This is a genomic window from Deltaproteobacteria bacterium, from assembly GCA_029858205.1.
Classification (GTDB): domain Bacteria; phylum Desulfobacterota; class GWC2-55-46; order GWC2-55-46; family DRQE01; genus JAOUFM01.
Genome location: JAOUFM010000002.1, coordinates 144,098 through 158,939, shown reverse-complemented (window position 1 = coordinate 158,939; position 14,842 = coordinate 144,098). Strand labels below are relative to the sequence as shown.

General features: G+C 52.1%; 17 protein-coding genes, 2 tRNA genes and 1 other RNA gene. 18 read left to right on the top strand and 2 right to left on the bottom strand.

The features are described 5' to 3' along the window. Positions 1-127: 127 nt before the first annotated feature. The gene (locus OEV59_02235) at positions 128-985 is read right to left on the bottom strand and encodes an EamA family transporter (protein ID MDH4226561.1); all 858 of its coding nucleotides are present in this window, start codon (positions 983-985) and stop codon (positions 128-130) included. A 75-nt stretch (positions 986-1,060) separates the two neighbouring features. Here OEV59_02235 and OEV59_02230 point away from each other — a divergent pair, with 75 nt between their 5' ends. Together OEV59_02230 and OEV59_02225 are read left to right on the top strand one after the other, a co-directional pair. Beyond that, a complete protein-coding gene (locus OEV59_02230; protein MDH4226560.1) occupies positions 1,061-1,789 on the top strand; it encodes a PilZ domain-containing protein in 729 nt (242 codons plus the stop codon). 19 nt (positions 1,790-1,808) lie between these two features. Then, the gene (locus OEV59_02225; protein MDH4226559.1) at positions 1,809-2,537 is read left to right on the top strand and encodes a hypothetical protein; all 729 of its coding nucleotides are present in this window, start codon (positions 1,809-1,811) and stop codon (positions 2,535-2,537) included. A 101-nt stretch (positions 2,538-2,638) separates the two neighbouring features. Here OEV59_02225 and OEV59_02220 read toward each other — a convergent pair whose 3' ends face one another. Further along, positions 2,639-3,034, bottom strand: a complete 396-nt coding sequence (locus OEV59_02220; protein MDH4226558.1) for a bacteriohemerythrin — start codon at positions 3,032-3,034, stop codon at positions 2,639-2,641. A gap of 215 nt (positions 3,035-3,249) precedes the next feature. Here OEV59_02220 and mtnP point away from each other — a divergent pair, with 215 nt between their 5' ends. The 16 genes from mtnP (at position 3,250) to OEV59_02140 (ending at position 14,817) form a co-directional block, all read left to right on the top strand. Continuing rightward, positions 3,250-4,110: an S-methyl-5'-thioadenosine phosphorylase gene (gene mtnP, locus OEV59_02215; protein MDH4226557.1), complete on the top strand. Its 861-nt coding sequence runs from the start codon at positions 3,250-3,252 to the stop codon at positions 4,108-4,110. 36 nt (positions 4,111-4,146) lie between these two features. Continuing rightward, the gene (locus OEV59_02210) at positions 4,147-5,058 is read left to right on the top strand and encodes a PfkB family carbohydrate kinase (GenBank protein MDH4226556.1); all 912 of its coding nucleotides are present in this window, start codon (positions 4,147-4,149) and stop codon (positions 5,056-5,058) included. Continuing rightward, complete coding sequence (locus OEV59_02205) at positions 5,055-5,828, top strand: tetratricopeptide repeat protein (protein MDH4226555.1); 774 nt, start codon at positions 5,055-5,057, stop codon at positions 5,826-5,828. The genes OEV59_02210 and OEV59_02205 overlap by 4 nt, the downstream gene beginning before the upstream one ends. Before the next feature lie 19 nt (positions 5,829-5,847). Further along, a complete protein-coding gene (locus OEV59_02200) occupies positions 5,848-6,822 on the top strand; it encodes a DUF4115 domain-containing protein (protein ID MDH4226554.1) in 975 nt (324 codons plus the stop codon). A 67-nt stretch (positions 6,823-6,889) separates the two neighbouring features. After that, positions 6,890-7,603, top strand: a complete 714-nt coding sequence (locus OEV59_02195; protein ID MDH4226553.1) for a GAF domain-containing protein — start codon at positions 6,890-6,892, stop codon at positions 7,601-7,603. A gap of 99 nt (positions 7,604-7,702) precedes the next feature. Further along, positions 7,703-8,287, top strand: coding sequence for a hypothetical protein (locus OEV59_02190; GenBank protein ID MDH4226552.1), 585 nt, complete (start codon positions 7,703-7,705; stop codon positions 8,285-8,287). Between the two features lie 72 nt (positions 8,288-8,359). Continuing rightward, positions 8,360-8,453 (top strand) — tRNA-Ser (locus OEV59_02185). A gap of 73 nt (positions 8,454-8,526) precedes the next feature. Further along, positions 8,527-8,617: transfer RNA gene (locus OEV59_02180), tRNA-Ser, on the top strand. Between the two features lie 245 nt (positions 8,618-8,862). After that, an RNA gene (gene ffs, locus OEV59_02175) (signal recognition particle sRNA small type) lies at positions 8,863-8,962 on the top strand. Between the two features lie 57 nt (positions 8,963-9,019). Further along, a complete protein-coding gene (gene dnaX / locus OEV59_02170) occupies positions 9,020-10,717 on the top strand; it encodes a DNA polymerase III subunit gamma/tau (protein MDH4226551.1) in 1,698 nt (565 codons plus the stop codon). After that, the gene (locus tag OEV59_02165; protein MDH4226550.1) at positions 10,710-11,030 is read left to right on the top strand and encodes a YbaB/EbfC family nucleoid-associated protein; all 321 of its coding nucleotides are present in this window, start codon (positions 10,710-10,712) and stop codon (positions 11,028-11,030) included. The genes dnaX and OEV59_02165 overlap by 8 nt, the downstream gene beginning before the upstream one ends. Positions 11,031-11,044: 14 nt before the next feature. Then, a complete protein-coding gene (gene recR, locus OEV59_02160) occupies positions 11,045-11,641 on the top strand; it encodes a recombination mediator RecR (protein MDH4226549.1) in 597 nt (198 codons plus the stop codon). Positions 11,642-11,757: 116 nt separating this feature from the next. Beyond that, entirely contained in the window at positions 11,758-12,372 is a 615-nt protein-coding gene (locus tag OEV59_02155) for a 2-oxoacid:acceptor oxidoreductase family protein (GenBank protein MDH4226548.1), read from the top strand. A 9-nt stretch (positions 12,373-12,381) separates the two neighbouring features. Continuing rightward, positions 12,382-12,684 (top strand): 4Fe-4S binding protein, encoded by a 303-nt coding sequence (locus OEV59_02150; GenBank protein ID MDH4226547.1) that lies wholly within the window; start codon positions 12,382-12,384, stop codon positions 12,682-12,684. Then, complete coding sequence (porA, locus tag OEV59_02145) at positions 12,684-13,871, top strand: pyruvate ferredoxin oxidoreductase (GenBank protein ID MDH4226546.1); 1,188 nt, start codon at positions 12,684-12,686, stop codon at positions 13,869-13,871. The genes OEV59_02150 and porA overlap by 1 nt, the downstream gene beginning before the upstream one ends. Positions 13,872-13,887: 16 nt before the next feature. Next, a complete protein-coding gene (locus tag OEV59_02140) occupies positions 13,888-14,817 on the top strand; it encodes a thiamine pyrophosphate-dependent enzyme (protein MDH4226545.1) in 930 nt (309 codons plus the stop codon). Positions 14,818-14,842: the final 25 nt, after the last annotated feature.

Genomic DNA, 14,842 nt, shown 5'->3' with positions numbered 1-14,842 from the left:
GTGCGGGATATCTGGGGATGCTTTGGTCAAACAATACCTTTAATATTGAGGCCTATTTTCTATAACATATCGCGGCCCTCAATCCAAGCGAAATCTTTAAGTTTTCGGGATTTTTTTGATTTTCGGGCTAAAATACGGTTATAAGGACTATTCCAAGTATCATAATGGCTGCGCCGAGCAGGCGTTCCCAGGTTTTTTCCTCTTTAAACAACAACTTACCGTAGATTACGCTAAAGAGCAGGCTGGTCCTCTTTACGGCTATCATGTATGCCACATCTGTCATTGTTATGGCAATGAAGTGTGTAATTATCATGATTGACACGAACAGGCCTATCGGCACGAAATACGCCGGTTTTTCGAATACTTTCGCGAACTTGCCTTTTTTTAATATATACACGGTAAGGGCTGCCGTGAGGATAAGCGGGTAGAAAAATGCGAAAAAAAGCGGACTTGAGTGCGATACAGCAACCTTGCCAAATGTCGATGTTATGCTGTATATGAAGGCCACTATAATCATAAGCACCGAGCCCTTTTCCCTGAATATGGCCTTTATCGGGCCAAGCAGCCCGTCCTTTGCCGCTCCTGCGTTTAGCATGTACGCGCCGGCTGCTATAGCTATTATTCCTAAAGCGCCGGAGGTATCGGGCAGTTCGCCAAGCGTTACGTAACCGATAAGTATTATGAAGACCGGGCTTAGCGCCATGAACGGCACGGTCAGCGAGAGGGGCGATATATTTATGGCGCGCACATAGAGAAGAAGCGCCAGTATCTCAAGTGGCAGCAGCGTAAGTACCGTAATGTAAAAGGCCGTGTCGAGTGTTGGTATTTCTATGAAAAAAAGAGGGATAAGGAGAAAGGGCAGAGCGTAGCCCTCTCTTACCCAGACAATAACGTCCTCGTCTGTGTGCTTTAGGGCCTTCTTGCTTATGGCGTCGGCTGTCGAGAGACAGATGGCCGTTGTAAGGGCGACAAAGAACCAGTGCATATGCGTTGACTCCGCACTATCTCTAGTGTATCATAGAGCGGCTTATATTTCCCCACAACCGGAGACAGTAGCGGCATGGTAAACGCGCCCAAGAACGTAATTATAGTAGACAATGACGAGGAACGCTATAGAAGACTGATGGTAATAATAAGGAAGTTCGGCTATAACGTGTTTATTGCCTCAAGCGGGGCCGAACTTTTGAAGTTATCGGGCGGTATAACGGCGCATGCCATAGTGCTTGGGCTTAGAATGCCGGCCTTTGATTCAAAGACCTCTGTTTTGCAAAAGATACGATCTACTGCATCGCTTGCCGGAGCTAATGTCATAATGGTGTCTACTGAGGAAGACCACGCTAAGCTCGATGCCACGATAAACGAAGGCGCCAATGCCTGCATGGTCTGGCCAAACACCGCTGCGGCGCTTTTTTCTGTTTTCGAGCACCTGCTTGGCGCGGGAAAGCGTCAGTCCCCGCGAATAAGGGCCATATACAAGGCCATACTTCTTGTTGGCAGCGAGAAAAAGAACTTTGTTGCAACATCTCTTTCGGAAACAGGCGTGTTCATACGCTCCATAACGCCGCTTCCGGTCGGCACAAAGGTAAGAATGCTTCTTGACCTTCCGACATCAAGACCGCTTGAGGTCGACGGCGAGGTGGTTAGGATTTCGGCTCATGACCCGGCGCACCATACCGAGCCCGGGATGGGCATAAAATTCTTGAACCTTGACGCAGCATTTGGGCAGGTGATAAGGGCTTTTGTGGAGAGCCTGTTGTCGGTCGAGATATCCGACGATATGGCCGTATAATAAAGGAGCGGACGAACCCATGCAAGGCTGGCTTCCCAAAACAGTGCTCATTGCAGATAACGACGAGAGCCGCGCAATAAGGCTCGCACACATGATGAGGAGGTTTGGGTATAATGTTTTTGCCTCCGGCGATAAAGATACTTTTTATAGGCTCTTTAACGGCATAGCGCCAGAGGCCGTGCTTCTTTATGCGGGTTTCCCGTGGGATGCGCCGGGGGGCTGTCTTGCAAGCATAAGAAGCATATCCGGGCCCGGCAAGCTGAAGGTCATAACCTACGGCGAAAAAAATGATTCAAATGCGCTTAACCGTACGCTTTTAAACGGCGCAAATGCCATGTTTACATGGCCCGTTGCGGTTACCGATATATTTGCAATTGTTCAAAGGCTCATCGAGGCAACACCGAGAAGGGTGCCAAGGCTTCGCGCCCTAATAAGAACGCGCGTTGATTCAACGGAAGGAAGCCAGGTGATGTTTGCAACCTCTCTATCCGAGTACGGCGTGTTCATACACAGCCTCGACCCCATGGCGCGCGGCACAAAGATGAAGCTTGCCCTCGACATCCCGGCAAATAAGCCACTTGAGGTCGCAGGCGAGGTCATATACGTTGCCAAGAGTAACCCCGATATGCTCGAGGAGCCGGGCATGGGCGTGCTCTTTAGCGGCATGGACAGAAAGACGCAGTACTGTCTCAGGGGCTTTATCGAGAACTTCCTTTTATCGAAGCTTTCAGACGACCTTTTGATATAAGGCCGCGTATATTTGCTAACGGACGGTTGGAAGTGGAAGACCGGCGCAGGGCCCTGCGCCGGTCTTTGTTTTGCTGGATTTTTGCCTGGCACGCGCTATGCTTACGCGCCAAGGTGTGGGATGTACTTGGTGTCTTCCTTCATTATGTGTTCGAGTATCCAGCCTCTTAGGAACTTTCGTACTTCGTGGCTTAGCGCTACCTTGCCGTCTTTGAACTCGCGCTCGAAGTTTACGACCTGGCCGGTTAAGTCCTGGTGGAACTTTTTATGCTCATCTAGCCAGGGGTACTTCTTCTCGGCCATAAGTTTTTCTTCATCAGAGAAGTGGGTTTTTGTGTACTTTACAAGCTCCGAGATGACTTTGCCGACAATGTCTCTACCCTTTCCCTCGCCAATTGCGTCGTGAAGTTCGTTTATTATGCCAATAAGTTTTTTGTGCTGGGTATCGATGCTTGGATTTTTTACGCTGTAAGTGTCGCTCCATTCGATAAGCGGCATGGCAACCTCCATTTTGGGACCAAGTTGGTCCTGATTAGTTTAGCCTATTATTAATGGAACTGCAATATTAAAATGATTTTTAGAGGACGAAAGTATTTTTGGGGCCATGACCGCAGGGCAGGAGGCATAAATACCTTGACCGTAGCACTCTTTTAATGGTAAAAAATATGCTTGTTTTTGAAGCAGTTATATAACAATCAAGGGAGTTCTTTGCGATGAGCGAGAGAGTGATAGGCGTAATTGGCGGCAGCGGCCTTTATGAAATGGAAGGGCTAAGTGAGGTAAAAAACGTAAAAGTATCGACACCCTTTGGCGATCCTTCGGACGAGTACATAACCGGAAGGCTCGGGGACGCAAAGCTTGTGTTCCTGCCCCGTCACGGCCGTGGTCACAGGTTGACGCCAAGCGAGATAAACTACCGCGCAAACATCTACGGCATGAAGAAGCTAGGGGTTGAGTGGCTAATCTCTGTTTCCGCAGTCGGAAGCATGAAAGAGGAAATCGCGCCCGGGCACATAGTCATAGTCGACCAGTTCTTTGACAGGACAAGTAAGCGCGTAAGCTCGTTTTTCGGCTCGGGAATCGTTGGACATGTGGAATTCGCGGAGCCGGTTTGCGGTAATTTAAGTTCCGTTTTGTATGATGCCTCGAAGAAGGCGGGCGCAACGGTCCACAAGGGCGGCACCTACATCTGCATCGAGGGCCCGCAGTTCTCGACAAAGGCCGAGAGTAAGACCTACAGGAAGTGGGGCGTTGACGTAATCGGCATGACCAACATCCCTGAGGCAAAGCTCGCAAGAGAGGCAGAGATATGCTACGCAACGATTGCCCTCTCTACCGACTACGACTGCTGGCACGAGACAGAGGAGAGCGTTACCGTTGACATGATACTCGAGACCATACGGAAAAACGTCTCAACGGCAAAGGCCATAATAGGGCATGCGGCAAAGGGCATTGCGCATCCGAGAAACTGCAAGTGCGCCTCTGCCATGAAGTTCGCAACCGTTACCGATAAAAAGGCCATACCCGAGAAGACGAAGAAAGACCTCGACATAATACTCGGGAAGTATCTCTAAAAAGCGGCATTTCGTAAAAGGAGGGGTATTGTAGAAATGGACATTATTGCCGTAGGTTCAGTTGCGTTCGATTCCGTCGAGACGCCGTTTGGAAAGGCAAACGAGGTGCTTGGCGGCTCGGTGACGTATTTTTCCGCTTCAGCAAGCTATTTCGCAAAGGTCGGCGTGGTGGCGGTAGTTGGCGACGATTTTAAGCCCGAGCACGAGAAGGTCTTTAAGGACAGGGGCGTTGATACGCGCGGCATAAGGAAGGTTGCCGGCGGAAAGACTTTCAGGTGGAAGGGCAAATACGAGTACGACTTAAACGTCGCGCACACGCTCGATACCCAGCTAAACGTATTTAGTTCCTTCAAGCCCGAGATACCCAAGGAGTACGGCGACGCGGAGTTCCTGTTTCTTGGCAATATCGATCCGGTAATCCAGGAAGAGGTGTTAAGCAAGGTAAAGAAACCCAGGCTCATAGCTTGCGATACGATGAACTTCTGGATAGAGGGCAAGCCCCATGAGCTAAGGCGCCTTCTCTCCAAGGTCGAGATGCTTGTTATAAACGAGGCCGAGGCAAGGGAACTTGCCAAGACGCCAAACCTCGTGAAGGCCGCGAAGGCAATACTTGCGCTTGGGCCAAAGACCCTGATTGTAAAGCGCGGTGAGTACGGCGCGTTGATGTTTAGTAGTAACGGCATATTCTCGGCCCCCGCATACCCGTTAGAAGACATATTCGACCCAACCGGCGCTGGCGACAGCTTTGCCGGAGGGCTCGTCGGGTATCTTGCAAAGTCAAAGGATTTAAGTGAGAAGGGGCTTCGCCGGGCGATAGTGTTCGGGAGCGCCATGGCCTCTTTTAATGTCGAGGCATTTAGCCTGAAGCGTCTTGCCTCTCTTACCGAGGACGAGATAAATAAGCGCTACGGCGCTTTTAAGGCATTGACCCATTTCGAGGAATTGTGATACAGTATAACATTATGAAGTTACGCGGTTTTTCCATGCTCGTGGTCATTGCCCTTGCGCTTACGTCCTGTATGCCGAAGTATATTTCGTCAAAGGACAGAGAGGAGAGCAGCCTAAGGTGCAAGGCCGGAGAGTTTTATTTTGCCAAGGGCGAGTATGCCAAGGCACTGTCGGAGTTCGTAAGGGCGGTCGAGGTTAATCCCGAAAACGACGGCTGCAGGCAGATACTAGGGCTTACTTATCTGGCAAAGAAGCTTTATCCGGAGGCAATAAGGGAATTCAGCGTGATTATAAAGAAAAACCCAGAAAGCGCCACGACACATGTCAACATCGGTGCTGTGTACATGGAGCTTAAGGAATGGGATACGGCTATATATCATTATGACATTGCGGCAAAGAACGTTTTTTATACATCACCGGAGTTGGCGTATAGCAATATGGGTTGGGCGTATTATAACAAAGGGGCTTATGATAAAGCCCTTATAAACCTTGGCAAGGCCATTGAGATAAGGAAAGACTACGCTCTGCCTTACTATAACACGGCCATGGTGTATGAGAAACTCGGCAAGGACGACGAGGCTGTAAAGAGCTATGAAAAGGCGGTAAAGTTCGACGAACGGTTCGTGGACGCGCATTACAGGATGGGGCAGGTGTATCTCAGGCTAAAGAAGAAGGCCGAGGCTGCAGCGGCATTCAAGAAGGTCGTTGAACTCGAACCCGATGGCGACAGGGCCAGGGCGGCAAAAGATTATCTTGGCATGATAAAGTAGAGATAGAGGCTTTGGTTACATGGAAAGACCAGGCGAGTACCTGAAAAGGGAGAGAGAGTTAAGGGGCGTGGCGTTCGACGACGTTTGTGCCGCGCTAAAGCTTTCGAGAAAGAAGATAAAGGCCCTTGAGGAGGATGATTACGCAAACCTCCCCCACTCGACGTATGTGAAGGGCTTTATAAAATCGTATTGCCGTCATCTGGGGCTCGATGAGGCCGATGCGGTGCTTCGCTACGAGGTGTATTTAAGGGATGTCCGCGAGCGCGAGGACGCAAAGGCCGTAAAAGAGACCGAGGTGCGCCAGGAGAAGGTGATCGGCGCTTTGCCGCAGCCGGAAAAGCAGGGCAGGACGGGTTTTGCAGTTGACAGGACGCTGGTTATTTCGATTTCCATACTTGCGGTCTTCATAGGTATAGCGGCATACGCGATGCTCTCTACCGGCGATAAGGCAATCGAATCAAAAACGGCGCTTGAACCTAAAAAAGACGATACCGTAGCGGCGCTGCCAATTGGAGAAGCGGCCGATAAGGCCGTAAAAGAGGCCGAGCCGCAGACCAAGGTTGTGGCACAAAAGACGGTTGCAGGCGCTCATATTCTTGAACTCGTTGCAAAGGCAGATGTCTGGGTCAAGGTGGAGGCCGATGGCAGGGAGCCAAGGGAAATGACGCTTCGCTCCGGAGAGAGAAAGACGCTTGACCAGGCCGCCTCCTATCTGCTGACAGTAGGCAATGCCGGTAACCTCGAACTAATGCTTGATGGCAAGAGCATAGGACTTAGCGGCGCTTCCGGCCGTGTTGTAAAGGTAAAGGTATCTGGCGGCGATGTCGTAAGAACAGAGCTAGAGGTAAAGAAGAAGACCGTGGCCGCGCCTGCAGCAGCACAGACGCCGCCGGCGGTCGCACCGGCTGCGCCAGAGGCATCAGGCGCTACGGCAGCGCCAAAAAATAGCGGCAGCGCCGAAGATACGAAGAGTAACGCGATAAAGAACGAGTAAGCGGCGCATTCGGTGCGCTTGCATATTATAAAAACGCGCGGCGGTTTTGCCGCGCTGTGTGAGGCCCATGGAATCCCTCATAAGATGCAGAAAATGCGGCAATAAGATGAAATCAAGCCGCGTAAACGACAACAAGGTCAAGTTCTTGTGCTCGTGCGGCTTCTCGGAATACCGCCCGGCCCCTTCGAAGAGCAGGGCCATAAACCCGCATTACTCCGATCAGAGCCTGCATGGACTCAAATTCGACCATTCCGGAGAGTTTTACTTCGAGAGCCAGAGGGCCGATAGAGAACGCATGGAGATTATCTCTCTTGAAGAGATAAGCATGCTCGCGTCCTCGGATTATGATCTCGACGAGGTGCTAAGGGGCGTTGCGGAAAAAACAGCAAAGAGGCTCGGCGTCGACATCTGCTCGATATACCTCTGGGACGGCGAGCAGCTCGTGATGAGGGGCACATACGGACTGTCGCAAAACGGCATAGGAAAGGCGAAGTTGAAAATAGGCGAGGGCATAACAGGCTCGGCGGTTAAGGAAGGTAAACCACTTCTTATCCCGGACGTTACGAAAGATTCGAGGTATAAGTATTTTCCCGAGACCAAGGAAGAGCAGTACAGGATAAAGACCATGTACTCGTATCCGATATTTCTATCGGGCGAGCCCTTTGGCGTGCTTAACGCCCAGACCGTGGTTTTAAGGGAGTTCAAGGAAGACGAAATATATTTCGTCTCCGTAATAGCCAATCTGATACTCGGCGCCGTTAAGATGAGGAAGGGCAAATAGCGCCGCGGGTTTGTCTTTGAAAAAAACGGCACAGAATGGTATATTTAAAAATGCCGTGAGGCGTCAAAAAACGGCTAACAAACAGGAGGGAACATAAAAATGAAGCTGAAGCAGTTGAAGAAAATATTCGTATTCGTAGCGGCGATATTCGCCGTGGCGGTATTTAGCGCGTCATGCGGGAAAAAGGAAGAAGCGCAGCAGCCCCCGGCCCAGACAGCGGCCCCAGGACAGGCGCTTCCAGAAGGCCATCCGGCCCCGGGCTCCGGAGCAGCAGGCGCACCCCAGACGCATTCCGGCATAAAGACGGCAAAGCCTGTGAAAATAGGCCCGGAAGTAGCGGCCAAGTGGAAGCAGGTCGAGCTCGCCGTGACCGACAAGACTGCGAAGAAGAAGGCCACTTTGAAGGTGAAAATAGGCGGCTCGGCAAACCTTTCCGGCGGCTATACGTTAAAGGTCAATGCCTTTGCACCTGACTGGACAAGTTATAGCGATTATATAGGCACCAAGTCAAATGACGCCAATAATACGGCGGTACATATTTCGCTGGTAAAAGGCGGCCAAGTAGAGGCCGAAGGCTGGATATTCAACGTGGACGCGTTCAGCGGCTTTAATACTTTTGCCTCGGATAAGTTCGAAGTCGAACTCGTTGCGCCGAAGGCAAAACCCACGGCGCAGCCCAGGTAAAAAGGGCGGTTGCGGCGAAATTTTTGGCAAAGGCCAGGACTGCCAAACGGCAAGCTTAGGCCGTTTCAATAAGGAGAGGTGCCCGAGCGGTTGAAGGGGGCTGTCTCGAAAACAGTTGTTCTGGCTAAAACCGGAACCGGGGGTTCGAATCCCCCCCTCTCCGCCATAAAGAGATTGGCTGCGGCGCATCAGGCTACGTCAGGGCCGCGGCCATATGTATTTTAAAGGCGTAGACGCATGGAGAGATGTCCGAGTGGTCGAAGGAGCACGACTGGAAATCGTGTGTACATTCATCGTGTACCGAGGGTTCGAATCCCTCTCTCTCCGCCAGATTTTAAAACGCCTCGATAGACCGGTAATAACCGAGAATATTGAGAGAACCTTTTTGTAAAAAGGTTCTCTCAAACTCTCTCCAAAAACTTTTTACTTGGGTCTGTGCGGCCTCACATGGGGCCGCACAGACCCAGGCAGTCAAAAGTCTTTGAGGGGGTCTGGTGGAACTTTCTACAGAAAGTTCCACCAGTATCCTCTGTCGTTATCGGTTTATTGAGGTGGTTTTTGCCTGTGGTGCCGGCAGCCGGGTCCCGCGCAATGATTATTTGCCAACCCCGCCAGGTCCGGAAGGAAGCAACGGTACGCATTCCCAATCATGTGCCGCGGGGGTGCCTGGTTGCCGGCAGCGCGGGCAAGGACTAAAAGCTTTTCACCCTTTTATAAGAGGCTCTCTTCTTTATGTCATACCAGGTCATATCCAGAAAGTGGCGTCCTTCGGCGTTCTCCGAGGTAGTCGGGCAGGAGCACGTAGTGAGGACCCTTTCCAATGCCGTAAAGAGCGGCAGGGTCGGGCACGCCTATATTTTCTCCGGGCCAAGGGGGGTGGGGAAGACTACTGTTGCGAGGATTCTCGCAAAGTGCCTTCAGTGCGAAAAGGGGCCGACTGTTGAGCCTTGCGGCACATGCGAGATGTGCAAGGGCGTTAGCACTTCTTCGTCGGTAGACGTTCTCGAGATAGACGGCGCATCGAACACAGGCGTTGACAACATACGGGAGTTAAGGGAGAGCGTTAAGTACGCCCCGACCGCCGGCAAGTATAAGATATATATAATCGACGAAGTCCACATGCTTTCGGACTCGGCCTTTAACGCGCTCTTAAAGACCCTCGAAGAGCCGCCGCCCCACGTTGTATTCATATTCGCAACGACCGAGCCCCACGATATTCCGCTTACCATACAGTCCAGGTGCCAGAGGTTCGATTTCAGGAGGGTGCCGCTAAAGAAGATACATGCGCATCTTTCCGTTATAGCGAAGAAGGAAAATATCGAGATAGACGAAGAGGCCCTCTACATGATAATCAGGGAGGGCGAGGGAAGTGTGAGGGATTCGCAAAGCATACTTGAGCAGGTAGTGGCGTTTTCGGGAACGAAGATAGGAAGCGTCGAGGTCTCATCGGCGCTTGGCCTGATGGACCGTTCAGTCATATGCGACCTTGCCACGGCAGTAATCGCCAGGGACGCTAAGACGTGCCTTACAATAGTTGAACGGATACACGACTTTGGGTATGATTTAAAAAAGGCCGCGTCGGATTTGATAGAGCTTGTTCGCGACCTTACGGTAATAAAGGTGCTTGGCGATTCTTCCTCCCTCGATTTGCCCGAGATTGAGGCGGAAAGGCTCAAGAAGATGGCCTCCGAGGCTGACGAAGAGAGGCTGCAGCTTCTTTTTGCCGTTATTTCGAAAGGGTACGAGGGCGTTGTCAGGTCTTCTACTCCGAGGTTTTCTCTGGAGATGTCGCTTATAGGCGCGTGTTCGGTCGAGGGGCTTCGCCCTGTTTCAGAGCTTATATCGAGGTTTGAGGCATTGGAGAAGGGCTCTACGTCGCCGCGCGGGCCTGTTGGCGCTGTGAAAGGTGTTGGCGCGGATGTGGCGGCAAAGGCCGAGGTAAAAAAAAATAGTTTTTCAAGGCCGGTGAGCGAAGATAGCGGCGCTAGGACGGAGCCTTTGAAAAAGGTTACGGCAGCCGGGGAAGCTCCCTTGCCAAAGCCCGAATCCCCGGCGGCTGCCTCTAATGACGGTGAGGATCGCAAAGAATCTTACGACGAAGAAAAAACGGTAGACGGGTTTTTAAAGCTTATAGAGAAAAAGGATGAGCGTCTTGCAAAGGCGCTTAGGCAGGGAAGCTCGAGTTTTAACGGCATTGATGTCGAGTTCGCGGTAGACGGCGCCGGGTATGGGATGATAATCGTAAGGGATGCTCTTTTAAACGAGACCGCGCGTTCTTATTTTGGCGGCAAGGTCTCTTTCAAGGTTTTAAAGTCAGGCGCGGCCGAGGACGCCGCAGTAAAGCCTGCTCCCGAGGATGCGCTCGTTAAGGCGGCGCTAAAGACCTTTGGCGGCAGGATAATCGATGAACGCAGGAGGGGCGATGTCTAAGAATCTCGGAAATTTGATGAAGCAGGCGCAAAAGATGCAGGAGAAGCTGGCCGAGGTGCAGCAGGGGCTCGGCCAAAAGACCGTGGAGGCGCAGTCAGGGGGCGGCATGGTCACGGCAAAGGTGAGCGGGGACTTAAGGCTCGTGTCTTTGAAGGTGGATAAAACCGTTGTTAACCCCGAGGATGTCGAGATGTTAGAGGACCTCATCATTGCCGCAGTTAACGAGGGCTATAAGCGGGCCCAGGAAATGGCCTCGGAAGAGATGGGCAAGGTAACAAAGGGGCTTGGCTTGAATATCCCCGGTATGTTTTAGAGAGACGGATATTTTTGAAGTACGTCGAACCCATAGCAAGGCTTGTGAAGGCCCTTTCCGGGCTTCCGGGCATAGGCGAGAAGACGGCATCGAGGCTCGCGCTCTATATACTTAACTCGAGGCGCGACGTTGCCGAAGAGCTCTCGAAAAGTGTGCTTAGCGTCAAGGACAACGTAAGGCTTTGTTCCGAGTGCATGACCTTTTCCGAGTCAGATCCTTGCGCCATATGTTCTGATGTATCAAGGGATAAAGGCATTATCTGCGTTGTAGGCGATTATAAAGACCTCGTTGCGCTCGAAAACAGCGGCTCGTATAAAGGCGCGTACCATGTTCTGCACGGCCTGCTTGCGCCGCTAAAGGGCATAGGCCCCGAAGAGATAAAGGTAAACGAGCTTATCGCGAGGGCTTCGAGGAGTAAGGTTACCGAGATAATTCTCGCAACCGGGTTTGACTCGGAAGGCGAGGCAACGGCGCTCTACATAAAGCGGGCGCTAAAGGACTTTGGCGTAAGGCTTACGCGAATAGCATCCGGAATCCCGGCAGGCGGGTTTGTCGAGTACATGGATCCGACGACTCTTGGGCGGGCCATGGAGGGCAGGAAGGAAGCGTAAGTGTCCGGATTGTTTGACAAAAGAAACAGAGTAATTGACACTTTTAATCAAACCTGTTATTCTTTCTGTCTTCCCTTTCCGGGGAATAATACCGTAAGAAAGGCGCACAAAAAGACATGGCAAGCGTAAAGGATAATATTGAACTGCGCTGGCACGGCAGAGCGCAGCAGGGTGTGGTCACTGCCGCGAAGCTTCTGGCCGAGGCCGCGCTTATGGAAGGCAAATACGTGCAGGCATTTCCGGAATTCGGCCCGGAGAGAATGGGCGCTCCGGTAAGGGCCTTTGACAGGATATCGGTAGAAGAGATAAGGGTGCAGTGCCAGGTAAAGAACCCCAACGTCGTTCTTATAGTGGACCCGACACTTATCGGCATGCAGCTTACCGGCGGCATGGAGGGCTCGGGCTCTGTAACGGACGGAACCGACAAGGACGCCGTGTTCATTGTTAACACTCCGAAGTCCGCTTCCGAGATGCGTACGGCCCTGAAGCTCGACAAGGGGTTTGCAAAGGTCTTTACGGTGGATGCCTCCAAGATATCGGAGGAGACCATAGGCCGCCACATGCCAAACACCCCGGCGCTTGGCGCGCTTGCAAAGGCAACCGGGATAATAAACATAGATTCGCTAATCAACAATTTCAAGGAAAACTACGGCAAGAAGTACAGCCAGAAGGTAATAGACGGCAACGTCGCTGCCATGAAACGCGGCTACGACGAGGTAAAGGGGGAGTAATCAAACGCCATGGCAGCGAAAAAGAACGAAGAAGGAAAAAAGAAGGTCCCGCACGCCGGAATAGTTTTTGAGGCCGGAAGCGCAGATAACTACGAAACCGGAGGCTGGAGAAAACTAAAGCCGGTTCTCGATAAGGATAAGTGCACGAGTTGCCTGATATGCTGGGTAATGTGCCCGGACTCGGCCATAATAGTCGAGAACGGCAAGATGGTGGGCTTTGACATGGAGCACTGCAAGGGCTGCGGCATATGCGCGGTCGAGTGCCCGGACAAGGTCAAGGCGATAAAGATGGTAGAGGAGGATAAGGACTGATGGCACAGAGCGCGAAGGCCTCTAAAAAAATAGGGCTTACCGGTAACTCGGCCATAGCCTATGCCATGAGGCAGATAGACCCGGATGTGTGCCCGGCGTACCCGATTACCCCGTCTACCGGAGTCGTCGAGGAGTTTTCAGGCTACGTGGCAGACGGTAAGGTCACTACCGAGTTCGTAACTGTCGAGAGCGAGCACTCCGCGATGAGCGCGTGTGTCGGAGCATCTGCGGCAGGCGCAAGGGTAATGACAGCTACAAGCTCGCAGGGACTGGCCCTTATGTGGGAGGTCCTCTATATAGCCTCTGGTATGAGGCTTCCGATTGTAATGACCGTTGTGAACAGGGCGCTTTCCGCCCCTATCAATATACATTGTGACCATTCGGATTCCATGGGCGCAAGGGATTCCGGCTGGATACAGCTCTATTCCGAGACCGTGCAGGAGGCCTACGATAACCTCTTTCAGGCAGTAAAGATAGCCGAGGACGAGAGGGTGCTACTACCTGTAATGGTTTGCATGGACGGTTTTATCACGAGCCACGCAATCGGCGTCATGGAGCCTTTGGAAGATAAGGACGTAAAGGACTTTCTTGGCGTGTACAGCCCCAAGCAGTCGCTTCTCGATACAGACCATCCGATAACAATGGGCGCGATGACGCTTCCGGATTCGTATATGGACATCAAGCACGTACAGTCAAATGTGATAGCTGCCTCAAAGGACGTCGTAGCCGAGGTAGGAAAGGCATTTGGCAAGCGTTTTGGCCGTGAGTACGGGCTTATGGAAACATATAAGCTCGACGACGCGGATGTGGCGATAGTAATACTAAACTCCGCCGCAGGCACGACAAAGGTGGCAATAGATAAGCTCAGGAAAGAAGGCAAAAAGGTCGGGCTCCTAAGGCCAAGGCTCTTTAGGCCGTTCCCGCACGCGGAGATGGCGGCTGCGCTAAAGAACGTGAAGGCAGTTTGCGTGATGGACAGGGCAGATAGTTTCTCCGGTTTTGGCGGGCCGTTATTTAACGAGATAAGGTCGGCTCTATACGACCTTGAAAAGAGACCGAAGATAATGGGCAGGATTTACGGTCTTGGCGGAAGGGACTACACGGTGGAGAACGCCGAAGCGGTGTTCGCCGAACTCTATAAACTCATGGAAACGGGCAAGGCCGAAGAGCTTACCCGTTACCTTTAGATAAGAGGTTTACGAGATGGCTACCTTAAAGGAATTAGCGTCGAAACAGGAACTCTTTACAGGAGGCCACCGCCTCTGCACGGGGTGCGGCATACCCCCGATAGTAAGGCTGCTCTTAAGAAGCGCCGGGGGCCCGGTTGTGGCAACCACGGCGACAGGATGCCTCGAGGTCGGCACCACCATATACCCGTATTCCTCGTGGCGTATTCCGTGGATACACTCTGCATTCGAGAACGCCGCGGCAACGATAAGCGGCATAGAGAGTGCTTTCAAAGGGCTAAAGAAAAAGGGCAGGATCCCTGCCGATAAGGACGTAAAGTTCGTGGCCTTTGGCGGAGACGGCGGCACCTATGATATCGGGTTCCAGGCCCTTTCCGGAGCGCTTGAGAGGGGGCACGACATAGTTTACGTCTGCTACGATAACGGCGCGTACATGAATACCGGCATCCAGCGTTCGAGCGCTACTCCGCTTGGCTCCGCTACAACGACTAGCCCCGCGGGCGACGTGGTACCGGGCAAACAGGAGTGGAGAAAAGATTTAACCAGGATAGTGGTTGCGCATAATATTCCATATGCAGCGCAGACCTCTCCCCATAACTGGAAAGACCTTGAGAAAAAGGGCGAGAAGGCCTTCAAGACCAAGGGCCCGACATTTTTAAATGTGCTTTCGCCGTGTCCGCTTGGCTGGTACACCAAGCCCGAGCAGGGCATGCAGCTTGCAAAGCTCGCAACAGACACCTGCTTCTGGCCCCTCTACGAGGTCGAGGAAGGCGTGCTGAAGATAAATTACAAGCCCAAGGAGAAGAGGCCTGTCAGGGAGTGGATAGAGCTCCAGGGCCGCTTTAAGCACTTAAAGGGCGCAGACGCTATAATAGAAGCGTTCCAGAAGAAGGTCGATTATGAGTGGGAGAGGCTACTCGAAAACGACGGAAAACGCATATTCTGACGTTTTTGTCCCCTATTACGGGGCA

Excerpts from the sequence above, each read along its gene's own strand:
- OEV59_02235 (MDH4226561.1), bottom strand. The coding sequence starts at position 985 with ATGCACTGGTTCTTTGTCGCCCTTACAACGGCCATCTGTCTCTCGACA.
- OEV59_02230 (MDH4226560.1), top strand. The coding sequence starts at position 1,061 with ATGGTAAACGCGCCCAAGAACGTAATTATAGTAGACAATGACGAGGAA.
- OEV59_02225 (MDH4226559.1), top strand. The coding sequence starts at position 1,809 with ATGCAAGGCTGGCTTCCCAAAACAGTGCTCATTGCAGATAACGACGAG.
- OEV59_02220 (MDH4226558.1), bottom strand. The coding sequence starts at position 3,034 with ATGCCGCTTATCGAATGGAGCGACACTTACAGCGTAAAAAATCCAAGC.
- mtnP (MDH4226557.1), top strand. The coding sequence starts at position 3,250 with ATGAGCGAGAGAGTGATAGGCGTAATTGGCGGCAGCGGCCTTTATGAA.
- OEV59_02210 (MDH4226556.1), top strand. The coding sequence starts at position 4,147 with ATGGACATTATTGCCGTAGGTTCAGTTGCGTTCGATTCCGTCGAGACG.
- OEV59_02200 (MDH4226554.1), top strand. The coding sequence starts at position 5,848 with ATGGAAAGACCAGGCGAGTACCTGAAAAGGGAGAGAGAGTTAAGGGGC.
- OEV59_02195 (MDH4226553.1), top strand. The coding sequence starts at position 6,890 with ATGGAATCCCTCATAAGATGCAGAAAATGCGGCAATAAGATGAAATCA.
- OEV59_02190 (MDH4226552.1), top strand. The coding sequence starts at position 7,703 with ATGAAGCTGAAGCAGTTGAAGAAAATATTCGTATTCGTAGCGGCGATA.
- dnaX (MDH4226551.1), top strand. The coding sequence starts at position 9,020 with ATGTCATACCAGGTCATATCCAGAAAGTGGCGTCCTTCGGCGTTCTCC.
- OEV59_02165 (MDH4226550.1), top strand. The coding sequence starts at position 10,710 with ATGTCTAAGAATCTCGGAAATTTGATGAAGCAGGCGCAAAAGATGCAG.
- OEV59_02155 (MDH4226548.1), top strand. The coding sequence starts at position 11,758 with ATGGCAAGCGTAAAGGATAATATTGAACTGCGCTGGCACGGCAGAGCG.
- OEV59_02150 (MDH4226547.1), top strand. The coding sequence starts at position 12,382 with ATGGCAGCGAAAAAGAACGAAGAAGGAAAAAAGAAGGTCCCGCACGCC.
- porA (MDH4226546.1), top strand. The coding sequence starts at position 12,684 with ATGGCACAGAGCGCGAAGGCCTCTAAAAAAATAGGGCTTACCGGTAAC.
- OEV59_02140 (MDH4226545.1), top strand. The coding sequence starts at position 13,888 with ATGGCTACCTTAAAGGAATTAGCGTCGAAACAGGAACTCTTTACAGGA.